A 17,303-nucleotide genomic window follows, 5' to 3' on the forward strand; every position below is an offset into this window, starting at 1 on the left:
AAAGCATTGCGCAAATTGGTTTGAACTTCTGCAAACATAGCCTATCTTTGGAAGGCAAATGAACATCAGCGCGCAAATAAAGCAACCCATCAGACCCGAGATGGAACTTTTCGAGAAGAAGTTCTACGAATCGATGTCTTCTCAAGTTGCGCTTCTCAACAGAATCACGTATTATATCGTAAATCGGAAAGGCAAGCAAATGCGTCCGATGTTCGTGTTCCTGGTCGCCAAAATGATCGGCGAACAAGTGAACGAAAGAACTTACAGAGGCGCGTCAGTCATAGAATTGATCCACACCGCCACTTTGGTGCACGATGACGTGGTCGATGATTCGAACCGTCGCCGCGGATTCTTTTCCATAAACGCGCTTTGGAAGAATAAAATTGCGGTTTTGGTGGGAGATTATTTACTTTCCAAAGGGCTTTTGCTCTCGATCGACAACGGCGACTTCGATTTGCTTCAGATCATTTCGGTTGCGGTGAGGGAAATGTCCGAAGGTGAACTTTTGCAGATCGAAAAGGCGAGAAGGCTCGATATTACGGAAGACGTCTATTACGAAATCATCCGAAAGAAAACCGCTACCTTGATTGCGAGTTGTTGTGCTTTGGGCGCGCGTTCGGTGACCGACGATTTGTCTGAAGTCGAAAACATGCGTCTTTTTGGCGAACTCATCGGAATGGCTTTCCAGATCAAGGACGATTTGTTCGATTATTCCGAAGAAGCCATCGGAAAACCAACTGGGATCGACATCAAGGAGCAAAAAATGACGCTTCCGCTGATTCACGTTTTGAACACTTGTTCCGAAAAGGAAAAATCGTGGATTATCAATTCGGTCAAAAACCACAACAAAGACAAAAAGCGCGTCAAGCAAGTCATCAATTTCGTCAAGGAAAAAAATGGCCTGGCTTATGCCGAAGCGAAAATGGAAGAATTCCGCCAACAAGCTTTAATTTTGCTCAAGAAATATCCCGAATCGGAGTTCAAAAGCGCCTTGGAATTGATGGTCAATTACGTCATCGAACGAAAAAAATAAAAATTTTATATTCTGTAAAGTCTTGTAAATGCAGGACTTTTTTATTTCCCAAACTTTTTTTGGCATCAGATGCAACGCTTTTTCAAGTGTCGTCGTCTATGCTGATAGAAACACTATAGAACAGTTTTGAAGGTAATAGCTTTACATCAAGAGCAACACGAGATCATCGCTTTGGCGGTCGAGAACAATCGGCATGCACAGCAAAAAATCTATGCTCAATATACGCCCAAAATGTTGAGCGTTTGCCGACAATATGCCAAAGATGTGCACCACGCCGAAGATTTGATGATCACGGCATTTATGAAAGTGTTCGCGAATCTCAAGAATTTCAAGCACGAAGGAAGTTTCGAAGGCTGGATTCGCCGAATCATGGTAAACGAGTGCATTTCCTGGCTACGCGTCCAGAAAAAAGTGAACTTTATGGAAGACACTTTTTACAAGGAAGACGGTTTCAACGATATAGAGTCAGGATTGAATGTGGACGACATACAGAGCCTGATCGACAGTTTGCCCGACGGTTACAAGATGATTTTCAACCTGTATTGCATCGAAGGTTACAAGCACAAGGAAATCGCCGAAATGTTAGGCATAAACGAAGGCACGTCGAAATCGCAGTTGTCGCACGCAAGACGCATTTTGCAGGAGAAAATTGTCGAATTAAGCAACTATGAAAAACCCTTGACCGGATTTTGAATTTTGAAACGAGGTGATGGATTCAAGGGTTCTTCATCTGACAAATGAAAAATAAACTCGAACAGATAAAAATGGGACGGAATAAAATGGAGCAGGAGTTTTCAGATAAACTCAACCAACGAGAAATACAGCCAAGCAACGCCGCTTGGGACAGGCTTGATGCGATGTTGACAGCATCGGAAGCACAACCGGAAGTCGTAAAAAGCAAAAGAAGTTTCAAATGGCTTTATGTGGCCGCGAGTTTTTTGGGATTTCTGCTTGTCGGAAGTTTGTTTTTCAGACAAGACACGGGTAAACAGAACGTGATTCCGGCGCAAAATCAGGTTGTGGAAAGCGGGAAATCGGGTGTGTCCGATGAAAACAGGACGGGATCGGCAAGCACTTCATCGGAACCACAAATCGCCGGTATTTCGGAGAAAGCCGAATCCGCGGAAGCGAAAACCAACAAGCCCGAAATCGTCAAGAAAGTGAACAAGATCACGTTTGACAAAAAGCGCCAATTGGCAAGCAATAGCAACATCATCATCAATCGCAATCAATCAAACCCGATCATCGATCAAAAAACGGACAAGTTGAATCAGGATTCACAAGTTGCACAAGACGCCTCGGTTGACGAACTTTTGGCGGCGGCAAAGGCAAAACGGGAAACCAACCAAAGTGGCGCAAAGGTCAACGCGAGAAAACTGCTTCTCGAGGTCGACAACCAGGCCGAGGAAAAACTCACACCTCGCCAACGTGCACTGCGCGCCTTGAACCGAAATTACCAGCAAGTGAAAGTTGCCGTCGAGAACCGCAACATAGAAGAATCGCATTAATCATCACTAAATCACGAACACCATGAAACACGTTATTTTTTACGTAGCGGCATTGCTATGCCTTGTTGCGAGCAAAGTCTCGGCCCAACAGACTTTTGAAGATCGGATCAAGATCATTTCCGACAAAATTTCTATTATTACGAAAGAAGAAAAAGAGGCGTTGAAAACCGAAGTCGACGCAGTGAACAAACAACTTCACGACGGCACGATTTCGCAGGATCAAGCCGATCAGAAGAAAATCGAGTATGCCGAATTCCGCGCGGCCAACATCGAAAGACGCACCGCCGCTGCTCAGGAAGAACTCAAGAAACTCGTCCAGGAAAAAGTGGACGGTGTCGTCGTCGAAAAAGATACCACCAGAAAGTTCAAGATATCGGCCAGTACGAAAACCGGTTTCAACTTTGAAAATACGAGCAAGCCAAGAGATACCATGAAGGGTGAGAACCGCACGACTTCGCAATTGGTGTTCGCCTTCGGATTGAACCACTTTTTGACTGACGGAGCGATGGCACATTCGGATTATCGCGTTTGGGGATCGCATTTTTACGAACTCGGACTTACGATGAACACGCGTTTGCTCAAAAACCACAATTTACTTCATTTGAAATACGGACTTTCGATGCAATGGAACACGGTTCGCCCAACGGACAATCGCTATTATGAGGAAGTCGGCAATCAAACGGTTTTGGTTGACAGTCCGATCAACTTAGGAGATTCTCGTTTCAGAAACGTGAATTTGGTTGCGCCGGTGCATTTGGAGTTTGATTTTTCTGGCAAAGACAAGTATGGACGTTTTTACACGCACCGCGGTTTCAGGGTTGGACTTGGCGGATATGCCGGAGCGAACGTGAGATCGAAACGCGTCATCGAATTCAGGGATTCGAACCGAAATGAGACCACGCAAAAATCGATCGGCGATTACAATGTGAACGATTTTGTCTACGGAGTCAGTGGTTATGTGGGTTACAGATCGATGAGTTTGTACTGCAAATACGACTTGAATCCAGTGTTCGAGAACAATGCAGTCGACCAAAACAACATTTCGTTTGGTGTGCGCTGGGATTTCAATTAAAAGGTTAGTTAGTTATAAAGTCAGGAACGCTTTGGGAAACCAAGGCGTTTTTTGTTTTTTGGAACGATTGTGTTAGAAGTGACGGAGTGAAGGTGTTTTTTCCGAGTCACAGACTCGGCCACACGCGTCGCGAAGTTGAAAACTTCGCGCCCAAACCAAAAGGCAACCAGTTCACCCAACAGCTAAGCACCAAAAAAAGAACATTTTCGTATCTTTCGCGTCCAATTCCCGCAAGTCATTGTCTCCCGGCACTCGACCTTCGACCAAATGATCTCAAAAGCATCCATAGATACCGTTTTCGAAACCGCACGCCTTGAGGAAGTCATTGGCGATTTCGTGCAATTGAAGCGCTCCGGATCGAACATGAAAGGCCTGAGTCCGTTTACGAATGAGCGCTCGCCTTCGTTCATGGTTTCTCCGGTGAAACAAATCTGGAAGGATTTTTCGTCAGGAAAAGGCGGAAACGTCGTGGCTTTTTTGATGGAACACGAGCATTTTACGTATCCGGAAGCCATCCGATATCTCGCCAAAAAGTACAACATCGAGATCGAGGAAACCGAAAGGACAGACGAAGATAAAGCGATCATGGACCAACGCGAGTCGATGTTTCTCGTCACGGAATACGCCCAGAAGTACTTTCACGACATTTTGCTCCATTCCGAAGAAGGAAAAGCGATTGGCTTGAGCTATTTCAAGGAACGCGGTTTTAACCTCGAAACGATCAACAAATTCGGACTCGGATATTCGCCTGAAGCTTGGGACGCGTTTTCGAAAGAAGCACTCGGAAAAGGCTACAAACTCGAATTTCTGGACAAGACAGGGATGACGATCGTGCGCGAAGACGGACGAACGATCGACCGGTTCCGCCACCGCGTGATGTTTCCGATCCACAGTATGTCCGGACGCATTCTCGGTTTTGGCGGACGCATCCTCACAAACGACAAAAAAGTCGCCAAATACCTGAATTCGCCCGAATCTGACATTTATCACAAGAGCAAAGTGCTTTACGGGATTTTTCAGGCCAAGCAAGCGATCGCCAAACTCGACAATTGTTATCTTGTGGAAGGTTACACCGATGTCATCCAGTTCAACCAGGCCGGAATCGAGAACGTCGTCGCTTCATCGGGAACGGCTTTGACGCCAGACCAAATCCGTCTGATAAGCCGTCTGACGAAAAACATCACAGTGCTTTTTGACGGTGACGCGGCCGGTTTGCGAGCTTCGGTTCGAGGAATCGACTTGATCCTTGAAGAAGGCATGAACGTAAAAGTCTGCACGTTTCCCGACGGTGAAGATCCGGATAGTTTCGCGCGCAAGACGCCTCACGGTGATTTGGTGGAATATCTCGCTAAAAACGCCAAGGATTTCATCCAGTTCAAGGCAACTTTGCTTGTGGACGAAGCCCAGAACGATCCGGTGAAAAAGGCGGGATTGATCCGTGATATGGTTACGAGTATTTCCAAGATTCCAGATCGCATCCAAAGGGAAATCTATATTCAGGAATGCGCCCGCATCATGGATATTTCCGAACAGGTTTTGGTCAGCACTTTGGCGCAACTCGTCCAAAAGGACATTGAAGACGCGGGCAAAAAGCTGAAACAGGACCAAAAGGAGAAAGCTTTCGAAGTCGTTAGGAATGAAGAAGGCGAACAGGTTCACGAAAAAGTCGACGTCTTGTATGAGCTCGAGCGCAAAATTCTAGAGATGTTGCTGCTTTACGGACACAAGACAGAAGAATTCGACGACGTTGTTTTCGAGGCGAACGAGGAAGGCGAAATCAAAGAAGTGCCGATAAAGAAAGAATACAAGGTTTTTGAACGCATTTTCCTGAGTTTGCAGGAAGACGAAACCGAATTGGGAAATGCGCAGTTCAAGGGCATTTATGACAATCTGATCGCCTTTTATCAGCAAAACGATGAGTTTGTGCCCGATCAATATATAGCGCAACTTCCGCCTGAATTTTCGTCAGAAGTTACCGATATTTTAATGGTGGACGAACGCGAACAACTCCACAATTGGGATTCGCAGAACATTGTCGTCAAATTGAAGGATCAGTCGATTTCACAATACGTGTCTGAAACCATCCTGACTTTGAGATGGTTTCTCGTAGACCGTATCATAAATGAACTCAAGAATGGTTTGTCTCAGGAAGCCGAATCTGACAACTCGGAATCACTGTCGATGGCCATGGATTATTACGCGCTTATAAACTCGTTCTCGAAAAAATTGGGAAGAGTCATGACGCGTTACAGTTAGACAATTTCGAGCGTTTTGGCTTTGTTGACCAAGTCTACAAGATTCGTTACGTTGAGTTTCGTAAGCAATCTCAGTTTGTAAGTACTCACCGTCTTTTCGTTCAGATTCAGGATTTTCGAAATCTCGTTGTTTTTCTTACCGTCGCTCAAATAGCGCAAAACCTCAATTTCACGATTCGACAATTTTCTATACAAACGCTCGCTCTTGTTTTGTTTGGCGATAAGGGCGAGGTTTTTCTTGATGGAATCGCTTAGCATGATCGTTCCGTTGTGTACTTTTTGGATCGTCACGCCCAAAGTTTCGAGCTTTGAGGATTTGTGGACGAATCCGGAGACGCCGGACTTGATTGCGTTCGGAGCGTAGATTTGCTCGGAAAGGCTTGTGAAAATGATGATTTTTGTTTTCGGATTGTTCTTTATGATCGATTTCACTTCATAAATACTCGTCAATCCGTCGAGTTCGAGGTCGAGAATCAACACGTCGATTTGTTTGTTGCGGAGCGCCTCGGGAATCATGAAGAAATTCCCAACGTTGGAAACGATATGGATTTCGGGGTGATCTTTGAAATAGGATTTTACCCCAAAGTGTACCACCGGATAATTGTCGGCCAAACAAACATTGATCATAACAACAATTTTTAATTATTAAACGCCTCTTGGGGTAATCAAATGTAGAAAAAAAATGAATTCCGTTAAAAAATTATGTTAAAATCTTACTTAAGATTTATCGGAATCTCGCAAACGGGAATCGGCAACATCTTGTGTTTGTTCGACTTATTGAATTTTTGGAAGATTTCAAACGCCTCTTTTTCGCGTCCTGCGAACATTTCCGATGTCTTTCCTTGCTCAGATTCACGCATTGCCCACTCGAGTTCGTCGTAGGAAGCGCCAAGTTGGTCTTCGTCAGAACGGTCGTCCTGAAACAAACCATCCGTCGGCGGAGCGACCAAAATCGCTTCGGGAACGCCCAGAAATTCCGCCAATGCATAAACATCCGACTTCATCAAATCTGCAATTGGGCTCAAATCGACGCCTCCGTCTCCGTATTTCGTGAAAAATCCTACGCCAAAATCCTCGACTTTATTTCCGGTTCCCGCTACCAGAAGCCCGTGAATTCCCGCGTGGTAGTATAAAGTAGACATTCTCAGTCGCGCTCTTGTGTTGGCCAAAGTGAGAAACAGCGCGTGTTCGTTGCTTGAAGTTGGAACCGCAGCTTTGAAGGTCTCAAAAACGGGAGTCAAATCGGTACGCACATCGGATACGTTGTCAAATTTTTCCTTCAACCGCGAAATGTGTTCCTGGGCGCGCGTTACGTGATGTGGCGGCTGATGGATCGGCATTTCGACGCACAACGTCTTGAAACCCGTTCTAGCACAAAGCGATGAAGTGACTGCCGAATCGATTCCGCCGGAAATTCCTACAACAAAACCGTTCACTTTCGCGTTTTCGGCATACGTCTTGAGCCAATTCACTATATATTCAACTGTTTCGGCTGCCTTAATCGAGCTTTTTTTGGGCATATTGCTGTGGTTTTTTCCGGTATATTTGCACCCGGATTTTGGTAGCGCTAATTTAATCAACAAATGAGGAATCTGCTTACATTTTTAAGTTTAATTGTGCTTCTCGCTTCGTGCGACAAGAGGTCGGAAATTGAGAAAAAAGTCGAAGAGACGCCTGTGAATATGAAGGTCGTTCGCTTTGATAAGGCTTTTTTTGGGTCGAAGCCCGATGAAATACAGGACTTGCGCTATGAGTATCCGTTTTTCTTTCCAGATCCTTCTAACGCGCCTTATGTCGAAAGACTGAACGATCCGCTTTGGAAGGAAGTCTATTCGGAGACCGAAAAAAAGTTCGGAAACTTCGCATCGGAACAACAAAAAATCGAGGATCTTTTCAAGCACTTCAAGTATTACTTCCCAAAAACAAACACTCCGACGGTTTTCACGGTTATCGGAAACATGGATTATTCGAACAAAGTGCTGTTCAAACACGATACTTTGGTAGTTTCGCTCGAACTTTATTTAGGAGAAAACCATAAGTTCTATACCGGCGAATTTCCCGAATATCTGCGCCGCAATTTCGACGAAAAACAAATGCTTCCCGATATCGTGAACGCTTGGTCGCAGTTCAAGATCGCTCCGCCTGACAATACGTTTTTGGGTCAGATGGTCTACTTCGGAAAGCAACTTTACCTCAAGGATATTTTCCTGCCTGATGTTGCCGACAATGAAAAAATAGGCTATTCCCAACCGCAATACGACTGGTGTAATGAGAATGAAGGTTACATCTGGTCTTACTTTATAGAGAGCCAAACTTTGTACGACACCGACCAAAAACTGGCCGAACGTTTCCTCGCACAGGCGCCTTTCTCGAAGTTCTATCTCGAGATCGACAATGAAAGTCCTGGGCGCGTTGGGCAATATATCGGCTGGCAAATCGTGAAAAGTTATATAGACAACAATAAAGCGTCGGTTCAGGATCTTTTGAAGACCGATGCGCGAACCATTTTTGAAAAATCGAGATACAAACCAAAAAAATCATGAGCAAGCTTCGCAATTCCGAAATAAAAGTTACTATTGCACTCGACGACAACCACGTGCCTGAAAAGATGTATTGGTCGGCCCAGGACGGTGGCGTCGTAAACGAAAGGGCCAAGGCGATGTTGTTGTCGCTTTGGGATCACAAAACCCAGGAAACGCTTCGCATCGACCTTTGGACGAAAGACATGCCGGTAGATGAAATGAAGAAATTTTTCCACCAGACGCTGGTCGCTTTGTCGGATACGTTCCAACGTGCCACCGATGACGAGAAAATGGCCGATTCCATGCGTGATTTCTGCGAATATTTTGCCGAGAAGATGGAACTGTCCAAGAAATAGCAACCTTTAACCAAACACCAATAAATGAAGAATTTTACTAAAATCACGCTTGCGGCTTTGGCGGCGGTGATGATGAGCTGTAGCGGAGACGATTCGGGAAGTCCGGCAAACGGAAGTTGCGAGACTGACGTGGCTTGGTTGCAATCGGGCAAGTTCGTTGACTACAAATTGTCGCAATTCGGATTCGACGCCGGATCGATGAAAATGTCTTTCGGAAACTGCAACGGTGACGGATTTGTCACCACACGTGAGATGCGCGATCCAAACGGAACCGTGGTTTCCACTACAAGCGATCTTATTTTCCAGGACGGAAATTTCGTGAAAAACGACGTTGGTTCTGACGGAATCGACATCACCACACTTTACAAAAAGAACGCGGCTTTGGGCGATATCTGGACTGAAACCAGAACCGATGGACGCGTGATCACTCACGAAGTAGTCAATATGGACTCGACTGTGACAGTTCCGGCCGGTACTTTTCACTGCAAGGTTTACAAGTACACGACTTCGACAGCCGCAAACGAATCATACATTTTCTGGAGCGACGAGATTGGGCAAATTATGGAAGACGCCGGTTTCTTCAAATTGGAGTTGCAAAACCACAATTACAATTGATCGACTATTTAAAAAATGGAAAAGCGACCCGGAATGGTCGCTTTTTTTATGCTTTGAATTGTGTAGTTGTTTACTCGTCGCAGATTAAAATCCCTCGCTGAAAACCTGCTTGTTCACATCGTCAATAAAACTCAAAAGTTCATCTTTGCCGGTTTTGTCTTCGGACGAAGTTATAAAGTGCTGGGGCATTTCTTCCCAATTGTTGGCCAGCAAGGCCTTTCTGTAATTGGCGACCATTTCTTGGGCTTTTACTTTTCCTATTTTGTCAGCTTTGGTGAAGACGATGCAAAACGGAACTTCGATCGTGCCGAGGTAATTGATGAATTCCAAATCGATTTTTTGGACTTCATGCCTGATGTCGACGAGGACAAAAGCGCATGTTAGGTTCTCGCGTTTCTCGAAATATTCGGTAATGAATTTCTGGAAAGTCGACTTTATGGTTTTCGACACCTTGGCGTATCCGTAGCCGGGCAAATCGACCAAGAACCAATTCTGGTTGATCTTGAAATGGTTGATTAGCTGGGTTTTCCCCGGTCGGCCGGAGGTTTTGGCCAAGTGCTTGTGGTTCGTGATCATGTTGATCAGCGACGATTTCCCGACGTTCGAGCGTCCGATGAATGCGTATTCCGGGAGCGGTTCGTTCGGGCATTTTTTCGGGTCTGAATTACTTATGACGAATTCTGCAGTGTTGATCTTCATTTGAATCGTTTTGACTGGCAAAGATACTTTTAAAGAAATGAACTCTTGGATTGGATATTGAAATCTTTGGGAAGTCGCCGATATTTTTGATTCCGGCAGAAAAGAAGACCACCACCACCCGCCCGCAATTTATCGGGATTTTGGGCAATTCAAGTACAGGAAATCTGTAAAAAATCTCAAATGAAGGTGAGTTGTCAAATCGTTCAAAAGTAGGCTAGTCGTTCAGGTGCGATCAGCCAGTTCACAGGGCCAAAAATTATCGGCAAGCCAGCTATTTTTGACTCCGGCAGAAAAAAATACCACCACCACCCGCCCGCAATTTATTGGGATTTTGGGCGGTTCGAGTACAGAAAATCTGTAAAAAATCTTAAATGAAGGTGAGTTGTCAAATCGTTCAAAAGTAGGCTAGTCGTTCAGGTGAGATCAGCCAGTTAATTAACCCAAAAATTATCGGCAAGCTGGCTAAATTGACTCCGGTGGAAAAAATACCGCTACCACCCGCCCGCAATTTATGGGGATTTTGGGCGGTTCAAGTACAGAAAATCTGTAAAAAATCTTAAATGAAGGTGAGTTGTCAAATCGTTCAAAAGTAGGCTAGTCGTTCAGGTGAGATCAGCCAGTTAATTAACCCAAAGGTTATCGGCAAGCCAGCTATTTTTGACTCCGGTAGAAAAAATACCACCACCACCCGCCCGCAATTTATCGGGATTTTGGGCGGTTCAAGTACAGAAAATCCGTAAAAAATCTTAAATGAAGGTGAGTCGCCAAATCGTTCAAAAGTAGACCAATCACTCAAATAAAATCGGCTAATTCACAACCCAAAAATCACCTCCAATTCAGTGCATCGGCGAAATCAACCCAACCAAAAAATCCACCAACATTCTCAATCCAAAAACTCCAAAAAAAAAGTCCTTTCGGACCTATTATAAATGCTGCTTCTTAAGCCATTCGTGCATGATCCGATTGAACTCATCCGGATGCTCCATCATCGCGGCGTGCCCACATTTCTCGATCCAAAATAGATCAGAATGCGGCAACAACTGATGGAATTCCTCGGCAACTTCAGGCGGCGTAACCTTGTCTTCGGCGCCCCAAATCAAACAAGTGTGAATGTGCATCTTGGGCAAATCCTTGGCCATGTTGTGACGAATCGCACTCTTGGCAATCGTGAGCGTCTTGACCAATTTGAGTCTGTCGTTGGCGACCTGATAAACTTCCTCGACCAATTCCGGAGTGGCGATTTTAGGGTCGTAAAAAACTTCCTCAGCTTTTCTCTGGATGTAATCGCGGTCGCCACGGCGCGGGTAACTGTCGCCCATTGCAGCCTCGTACAAACCAGAGCTTCCGGTCAGGATCAAGCCCGACATTTTCTCCGGATAGGCCTTGGCATGGTACAAAGCAATGTGTCCGCCAAGAGAATTTCCCAGCAGGATCACGCGGTCAAAACCTTTGTAAGTAATGAAATCCTTGACCCATTTCGCGAAAGCTTTCACGTTGGTCTTGAGGATGTTTTGGGTGTAAAGCGGCAATTCCGGGATGACAACTTTGTATCCGTGCTCGGGGAAATAGTCGAAAACGCCTCCAAAGTTGCTCAATCCGCCCATCAGTCCGTGCAAAACGATGATTGGCGTGCCTTCGCCGGCCTCGGTGTACTTGTATTTTCCCTCTTTGATAAGATCGTTATCCATTAAAATTTCATTGTTCAGGTCGAGTGCAAAGATAGGAGTTTTGATGTTAGGCAATTGATTTTTTGACGTGTCCGATCGATTGATTCCACAAGAATGACAATCAGTCAATTATCAACATTATCCCGCCATTTTCGGGCCTATTTGATTTTCGTCGGAAATTCTAAAATCCGTAAAATTCCAAACCGGAAATCGACTTCTACCGAAATTAATTTTTAAAATATTTTAAAATCTTAATAATTCGTTAAACAATTAAGGCTCTTGGATTTGGGCGATAGGTGTGCAAGTGGGTGAAGAAATGGTAAAACTTATCAACACGTGGGAAAAAATGGTAAGATGTGGGAGGAATTGTTATATTTTTGCTACAATCAAATCCAAAACTGCAGTTGGACGCAATTATAGGGACATACGAATGTAAAGCAGATGAGAAGGGAAGACTGGCCTTGCCGGCACCTTTGAAGAAGCAAATGGCTGCGTCGCTTCAGGATGGTTTCGTCTTGAAGCGTTCGGTTTTTCAGCCGTGCCTTGAGTTGTATCCGATGAGCGAATGGAACGCGATGATGGCTAAAATCAACAAGCTCAACAGGTTCGTGAAGAAGAACAACGATTTCATCCGACGCTTTACGGCAGGCGTGAAATTGGTGGAAGTCGATTCGGCCGGACGCTTGCTCATCGCAAAAGACTTGCAGCAATTTGCCCAGATCAAAGTCAAAGGCGACATCGTTTTGGCCTCGGCGGTGAACATCGTCGAGATTTGGGATAAAGAGCTTTACGAGAAATCGCTTGACAACAGTGAAATGGATTTTGCCGATCTGGCCGAAGATGTAATGGGAAACATGAATGATGGCGACAATGGAATATCATAACCCTGTCTTATTAAAGGAAACTGTCGACGGACTTGACATAAAGCCCGACGGAGTTTACGTGGACGTAACCTTCGGAGGCGGCGGACACTCAAAAGAAATCCTCAAACGCCTTGGGCCAAAAGGGAAATTGCTCGCATTCGACCAAGACACGGACGCTTTGGAAAACGCGATAGACGACGAAAGATTCACGCTCATAAACGAGAACTTCCGTTTCATAAAACGCTTCCTGAGATTTCACAACGTTCGCGAAGTCGATGGGATTTTGGGCGATTTTGGCGTTTCATCCCACCAATTCGACGTTCCGGCGAGAGGTTTTTCGACAAGATTCGAAGGCGTGCTCGACATGCGCATGAACCAGAAAGACGAACTCGACGCTTTCAAAGTCGTGAACTATTACGACGATGCAAACCTGAGACGCGTTTTTCTCGATTACGGTGAACTCAAGAACGCTCCGGCGCTTTCGAGGACGATCATCGAAGCCCGCGAAGAATCGCTCATCCGCGATACCGAAAGACTAAAGAAAATATTACACCGCTTTTTGCCCGCACACAAAAGCAATAAAATTCTGGCTCAGATCTATCAGGCGATCCGGATAGAAGTGAACCACGAAATGGATGCGCTCCGGGAATTTCTCGAGCAAACCGTCGAAGTCCTGAAACCCGGTGGACGTTTGAGCGTGATTTCGTATCACTCGCTCGAAGACCGCCTGGTGAAGCGCTTTGTCAAGAACGGGATGTTCGAAGGCGAGCCGGAACGCGACATGTTCGGGAATTTTTCGGTACCGATGAAAACCGTCGGGAAACTGATCGTTCCAACGGATGCAGAAATAAAAGAGAACAACCGTGCCCGAAGCGCCAAATTGAGAATAGCCGAAAAGATCTAGACCATGAACGTATACAGCATACTCAAGGCGAGATTCCTGATCAACGAAGACGCGACCAAAAACTGGCGCTTTATCGTGTTTCTCATCGTTTTGGCCATCATCATGATCGCGAACACACAAAATTACGAACGCAAGGTCTTCAGGATCGTGGCGCTTACGAACGAGGTCAAGGAATTGCGTTCGGAATTTGTCGACAGGCGATCCGAACTCATGAAACTCAAGATGGAATCGACGGTTTCACAAAAAATGCTTGAAAGAGGAATCGTGCCATCGTCGGTTCCTCCACAAAAAATAAAAGTCAAAAAACCAGAAGACACAGGCTTCTTCTCGAGATTATGGCAGTAGAGGAAAAAAACATATCGTATAGGATTTACCTTTTCGCTTTCGGGATTTTCATCATCGCGATGGCCATTATGGTGAAACTTTGTAACATCCAATGGGTGGAAGGCGACCATTACCGCGCGCTTGCCAAAGAACGCACGGTGAAGAATTTCGTGATTCCGGCCAACAAAGGCAATGTTTATTCAGCCGATGGAAGTTTGTTGGCGACCTCGATTCCGAATTACGATGTGAGATTCGACGCCGTCGCTCCAAAGCAGGAAGATTTCCGTCAGAATTTATCGGCACTAGCCGATTCGCTGTCGGTTTTGCTTGGTCGTCCTGCCGGATATTATTACGCCGGACTGACCAAGGCGAGAAACACGAAAAGTCGCTATTACCTGATCGCGAAAGGTTTGAGTTATACCGAATGGGTTCGCATCAAGTCGTTTCCGCTGTTCAGCAAAGGCGCGTTCAAAGGCGGAATCATCACCGAACAATATACTGTGCGCGAACATCCGATAGGAATGATTGCCAAGCGAACGATCGGGTACGATGAAGTCCGCGCAGACGGAAAACATTACGCCAAAGGAATCGAAGGCGCATACAAGAAATATCTCGACGGAAAAGACGGACGAATCCTCAAACAAAAAATCGCGAAAGGTCAGTGGAAACCAATCCGCGATGTAAACGAAGTAGATCCTATCGACGGTTACGACATCATTTCGACGATCGACGTTTACATCCAGGACATTGCCCACCATGCACTTCTGAAACAATTGCAGGAATACGACGCCGATCACGGTTGTGTAGTCGTCATGGAAACCAAAACAGGCTACGTGAAAGCGATCGCGAATTTGGGTCGGAACAAAAAAGAAGATTCCACTTATTACGAGCGCGTGAATTATGCGGTTTCCGAATCGCACGAACCGGGTTCAACATACAAGCTCGCCGACATGATGGCGTTGTTCGAGGACAAAAAAGCCGACACGAGCGACATCTACGATTCAAAAGGTGGCGATTTTATCATTCGCGGCCGTCATGTTCGCGATTCGCACGAAGGCGGTTACGGCAAGATTTCGCTTGGTCGCGGCTTCGAAGTTTCGTCGAATACGGTTTTGGTTCAGGCGGTTTACAATGCCTACAAGGACAATCCGATGCAATTCGTGGATCATTTGGACGATTTCGGATTGAACAAAAAACTAGGATTGCCGTTCGAAGGCGAAGGCCAGCCGTTCATTCCACACAAGGGCGGACGCAATTGGAGCGCAATTGCACTTCCGTGGATGGCTTTCGGATACGGAGTTTCCATCACGCCTTTGCAAACCTTGACCTTTTACAACGCCGTGGCCAACAATGGCGAAATGGTCAAGCCGCAATTCGTTTCGGAAATACGCGAGTGGAACAAGACCATCAAGAAATTCGACAAGCAAGTCATTAATCCGAAGATTTGTTCTGACGCAACTGTCAAGAAATTGCAGGCTTGCCTCGAGAATGTCGTCAAGAAAGGAACGGGCAGAAGTCTTTATTCGAAAAACTTCCCAATGGCAGGAAAAACCGGAACCGCTCAAGCGAACTACAACCGCAAAGACGGAACATCAAAGCATTACGTATCGTCTTTCGTGGGGTATTTCCCGGCGAACGATCCGAAATACACTTGCATCGTCGTCGTTCACGAACCGAATACGTCCAAGAACAATTATTATGGCGCCGACGTAGCCGGGCCGGTTTTCAAAAGGATCGCCCAAAAGATCTTTACCGATGCGCCTTCGACCAACGAAGTGAAAAACCTCGAGAAAAAGACCAAGAAACAAGAGAAGAATTACAACGATTACCTCACTAAAGTCCAGAACGTAAAGGAAAAAACGATTCCGGACGTAAAAGGAATGGCCGGAATGGACGCCGTGACTTTGCTGGGAAATCTCGGCGTGAAGGTGAAAGTCATCGGAATTGGAAAAGTTAAGAAACAGTCGATTCAACCCGGACAAAGATTCGGTGAAAACGACGTAATTACATTGGAATTGTCATGACGCAATTGAAGGATCTATTGTACAAAGTTTCGATTGAGGCCGTAAAGGGTTCGACCGATATCGCCGTGCGAAACATCGACTTCGACTCGCGCAAAATTGGAGAGGAAGATGTTTTCGTGGCCATCCGCGGAAGCGTTTCAAACGGCCATGACTTTATAGAAAAAGCGATCAATCAAGGCGCGACTGCCGTGGTTTGCGATACTTTTCCAGATGTGATCGTCACCGGAATCACCTATGTACAGGTAAAAGACACGAACAAGGCTTTGGCTTTCCTATCGGCGAATTTTTACGGAAATCCGTCACAAAACCTGAAGCTCACGGGCATTACGGGAACGAACGGCAAAACCACGATCGCCTCGCTTTTGTACCAGCTTTTCAAAAAAGCGGGATACAAGACCGGACTGATTTCCACAGTGAAAATCATGGTCGACGAAATCGAGTACAAAGCTACTCATACAACTCCGGACTCGCTTACGATAAACAAATACCTGCGCGAAATGGTCGATGCGGGCGTCGATTTTTGCTTTATGGAAGTCTCGTCTCACGGCATTCACCAAAAGCGCACCGAAGGCTTGCAGTTCGCGGGCGGCGTATTCACGAATCTGTCTCACGACCACTTGGATTATCACGACACTTTTGGCGAATACCGCGACGTGAAGAAGTCGTTTTTCGACCATTTGCCGCGTCAGGCGTTCGCGCTCACGAATCTGGACGACAAGAACGGACTTGTGATGTTGCAGAACACGATCGCCAAAAAGTTGACTTACGCGCTGAAATCTTATGCCGATTATCGCGCCCAAATTCTAGAAAACCAGCTCTCGGGCTTGCTTTTGAAGATCAATGACAACGAAGTTTGGGTGCGCCTTATCGGAACATTCAACGCTTACAATTTGCTGGCGATTTACGGAACTGCGGTGAATTTGGGATTGGACCAACTCGAGGTTTTGCGCTTGTTGTCAGAAGTGGAAAGCGTTTCAGGACGTTTCCAGTTTATCGTATCCGAAGGACAAATCACGGCGATCGTCGATTATGCGCACACGCCGGATGCACTCGAAAACGTGCTCAAGACCATAAACGACATCCGAACCAAAAACGAACAATTGATCACGGTGGTGGGCTGCGGCGGCGATCGCGACAAGACCAAACGTCCCGTCATGGCCGACATCGCGTCGATTTTGAGCGACAAGGTGATTTTGACATCAGACAATCCGCGAAGCGAAGAACCGGAAGCCATCATTTCTGACATGGAAAAAGGCGTGCAACCGATCAACTATAAGAAAACGGTCGCGATCGTCGACAGAAAACAGGCGATCAAGACGGCTTGCCAATTGGCCGGGCCAAACGACATCATCCTGATCGCGGGAAAAGGACACGAAACCTATCAGGAAATCAAAGGCGTGCGCTACGATTTCGACGATATGGCCATCGCGAAAGAATTGTTACAACAACTCAATAAATAAG

The 17,303-nt window shown here is 45.9% G+C and carries 17 protein-coding genes; 13 read left to right on the forward strand and 4 right to left on the reverse strand.

Annotation, left to right across the window (positions count from 1 at the left end; genetic code table 11):
- Nucleotides 1-58 precede the first annotated feature (58 nt).
- From EOO49_RS10175 to dnaG, 5 genes are all read left to right on the forward strand, one after another.
- Nucleotides 59-1,033, forward strand: coding sequence for a polyprenyl synthetase family protein (locus EOO49_RS10175; RefSeq protein WP_290845284.1), 975 nt, complete (start codon nt 59-61; stop codon nt 1,031-1,033).
- Nucleotides 1,034-1,159: 126 nt separating this feature from the next.
- Nucleotides 1,160-1,726, forward strand: coding sequence for an RNA polymerase sigma factor (locus tag EOO49_RS10180; protein ID WP_290845286.1), 567 nt, complete (start codon nt 1,160-1,162; stop codon nt 1,724-1,726).
- Between the two features lie 71 nt (nt 1,727-1,797).
- Nucleotides 1,798-2,541, forward strand: a complete 744-nt coding sequence (locus tag EOO49_RS10185) for a hypothetical protein (protein WP_290845288.1) — start codon at nt 1,798-1,800, stop codon at nt 2,539-2,541.
- A 22-nt stretch (nt 2,542-2,563) separates the two neighbouring features.
- The gene (locus EOO49_RS10190) at nt 2,564-3,613 is read left to right on the forward strand and encodes a hypothetical protein (protein ID WP_290845291.1); all 1,050 of its coding nucleotides are present in this window, start codon (nt 2,564-2,566) and stop codon (nt 3,611-3,613) included.
- 267 nt (nt 3,614-3,880) lie between these two features.
- Entirely contained in the window at nt 3,881-5,869 is a 1,989-nt protein-coding gene (gene dnaG, locus EOO49_RS10195; RefSeq protein WP_290845292.1) for a DNA primase, read from the forward strand.
- Here the strand turns inward: dnaG and EOO49_RS10200 are convergent.
- Both EOO49_RS10200 and nadE read right to left on the reverse strand, forming a co-directional pair.
- Entirely contained in the window at nt 5,866-6,495 is a 630-nt protein-coding gene (locus tag EOO49_RS10200; RefSeq protein WP_290845294.1) for a response regulator transcription factor, read from the reverse strand. The two genes, dnaG and EOO49_RS10200, sit on opposite strands and share 4 nt — an antisense overlap.
- Before the next feature lie 86 nt (nt 6,496-6,581).
- Nucleotides 6,582-7,388 carry an NAD(+) synthase gene (gene nadE / locus EOO49_RS10205; protein ID WP_290845296.1) on the reverse strand — a complete coding sequence of 269 codons (807 nt, stop codon included), beginning with the start codon at nt 7,386-7,388 and terminating at the stop codon, nt 6,582-6,584.
- 63 nt (nt 7,389-7,451) lie between these two features.
- On the opposite strand from nadE, the gene gldB reads away from it, so the two are divergent.
- Genes gldB through EOO49_RS10220 form a run of 3 tightly spaced genes read left to right on the forward strand, consistent with a single transcriptional unit; the run spans nt 7,452 to nt 9,361 of the window.
- Entirely contained in the window at nt 7,452-8,411 is a 960-nt protein-coding gene (gldB, locus tag EOO49_RS10210) for a gliding motility lipoprotein GldB (protein WP_290845298.1), read from the forward strand.
- On the forward strand, nt 8,408-8,746 hold the full coding sequence (gldC, locus tag EOO49_RS10215) for a gliding motility protein GldC (protein ID WP_290845300.1): 339 nt from the start codon (nt 8,408-8,410) through the stop codon (nt 8,744-8,746). Before gldB ends, gldC begins: the two co-directional genes overlap by 4 nt.
- Before the next feature lie 24 nt (nt 8,747-8,770).
- Nucleotides 8,771-9,361, forward strand: a complete 591-nt coding sequence (locus EOO49_RS10220) for a hypothetical protein (protein ID WP_290845302.1) — start codon at nt 8,771-8,773, stop codon at nt 9,359-9,361.
- Nucleotides 9,362-9,445: 84 nt separating this feature from the next.
- Here EOO49_RS10220 and yihA read toward each other — a convergent pair whose 3' ends face one another.
- Both yihA and EOO49_RS10230 read right to left on the reverse strand, forming a co-directional pair.
- A complete protein-coding gene (gene yihA / locus EOO49_RS10225) occupies nt 9,446-10,060 on the reverse strand; it encodes a ribosome biogenesis GTP-binding protein YihA/YsxC (protein ID WP_290845304.1) in 615 nt (204 codons plus the stop codon).
- A gap of 923 nt (nt 10,061-10,983) precedes the next feature.
- Nucleotides 10,984-11,748, reverse strand: a complete 765-nt coding sequence (locus tag EOO49_RS10230; RefSeq protein ID WP_290845306.1) for an alpha/beta hydrolase — start codon at nt 11,746-11,748, stop codon at nt 10,984-10,986.
- Nucleotides 11,749-12,131: 383 nt separating this feature from the next.
- Here EOO49_RS10230 and mraZ point away from each other — a divergent pair, with 383 nt between their 5' ends.
- Genes mraZ through EOO49_RS10255 form a run of 5 tightly spaced genes read left to right on the forward strand, consistent with a single transcriptional unit; the run spans nt 12,132 to nt 17,302 of the window.
- Complete coding sequence (mraZ, locus tag EOO49_RS10235; RefSeq protein WP_290845308.1) at nt 12,132-12,611, forward strand: division/cell wall cluster transcriptional repressor MraZ; 480 nt, start codon at nt 12,132-12,134, stop codon at nt 12,609-12,611.
- Nucleotides 12,586-13,494 carry a 16S rRNA (cytosine(1402)-N(4))-methyltransferase RsmH gene (rsmH, locus tag EOO49_RS10240; RefSeq protein WP_290845310.1) on the forward strand — a complete coding sequence of 303 codons (909 nt, stop codon included), beginning with the start codon at nt 12,586-12,588 and terminating at the stop codon, nt 13,492-13,494. Before mraZ ends, rsmH begins: the two co-directional genes overlap by 26 nt.
- A gap of 3 nt (nt 13,495-13,497) precedes the next feature.
- On the forward strand, nt 13,498-13,839 hold the full coding sequence (locus EOO49_RS10245) for an FtsL-like putative cell division protein (RefSeq protein ID WP_290845313.1): 342 nt from the start codon (nt 13,498-13,500) through the stop codon (nt 13,837-13,839).
- Nucleotides 13,830-15,842, forward strand: coding sequence for a penicillin-binding protein (locus EOO49_RS10250; protein ID WP_290845314.1), 2,013 nt, complete (start codon nt 13,830-13,832; stop codon nt 15,840-15,842). The genes EOO49_RS10245 and EOO49_RS10250 overlap by 10 nt, the downstream gene beginning before the upstream one ends.
- A complete protein-coding gene (locus tag EOO49_RS10255) occupies nt 15,839-17,302 on the forward strand; it encodes a UDP-N-acetylmuramoyl-L-alanyl-D-glutamate--2,6-diaminopimelate ligase (RefSeq protein ID WP_290845316.1) in 1,464 nt (487 codons plus the stop codon). The genes EOO49_RS10250 and EOO49_RS10255 overlap by 4 nt, the downstream gene beginning before the upstream one ends.
- The last annotated feature ends 1 nt before the right edge of the window (nt 17,303 follow it).

Source organism: Flavobacterium sp. (assembly GCF_004295795.1).
Taxonomy (GTDB): Bacteria; Bacteroidota; Bacteroidia; order Flavobacteriales; family Flavobacteriaceae; genus Flavobacterium.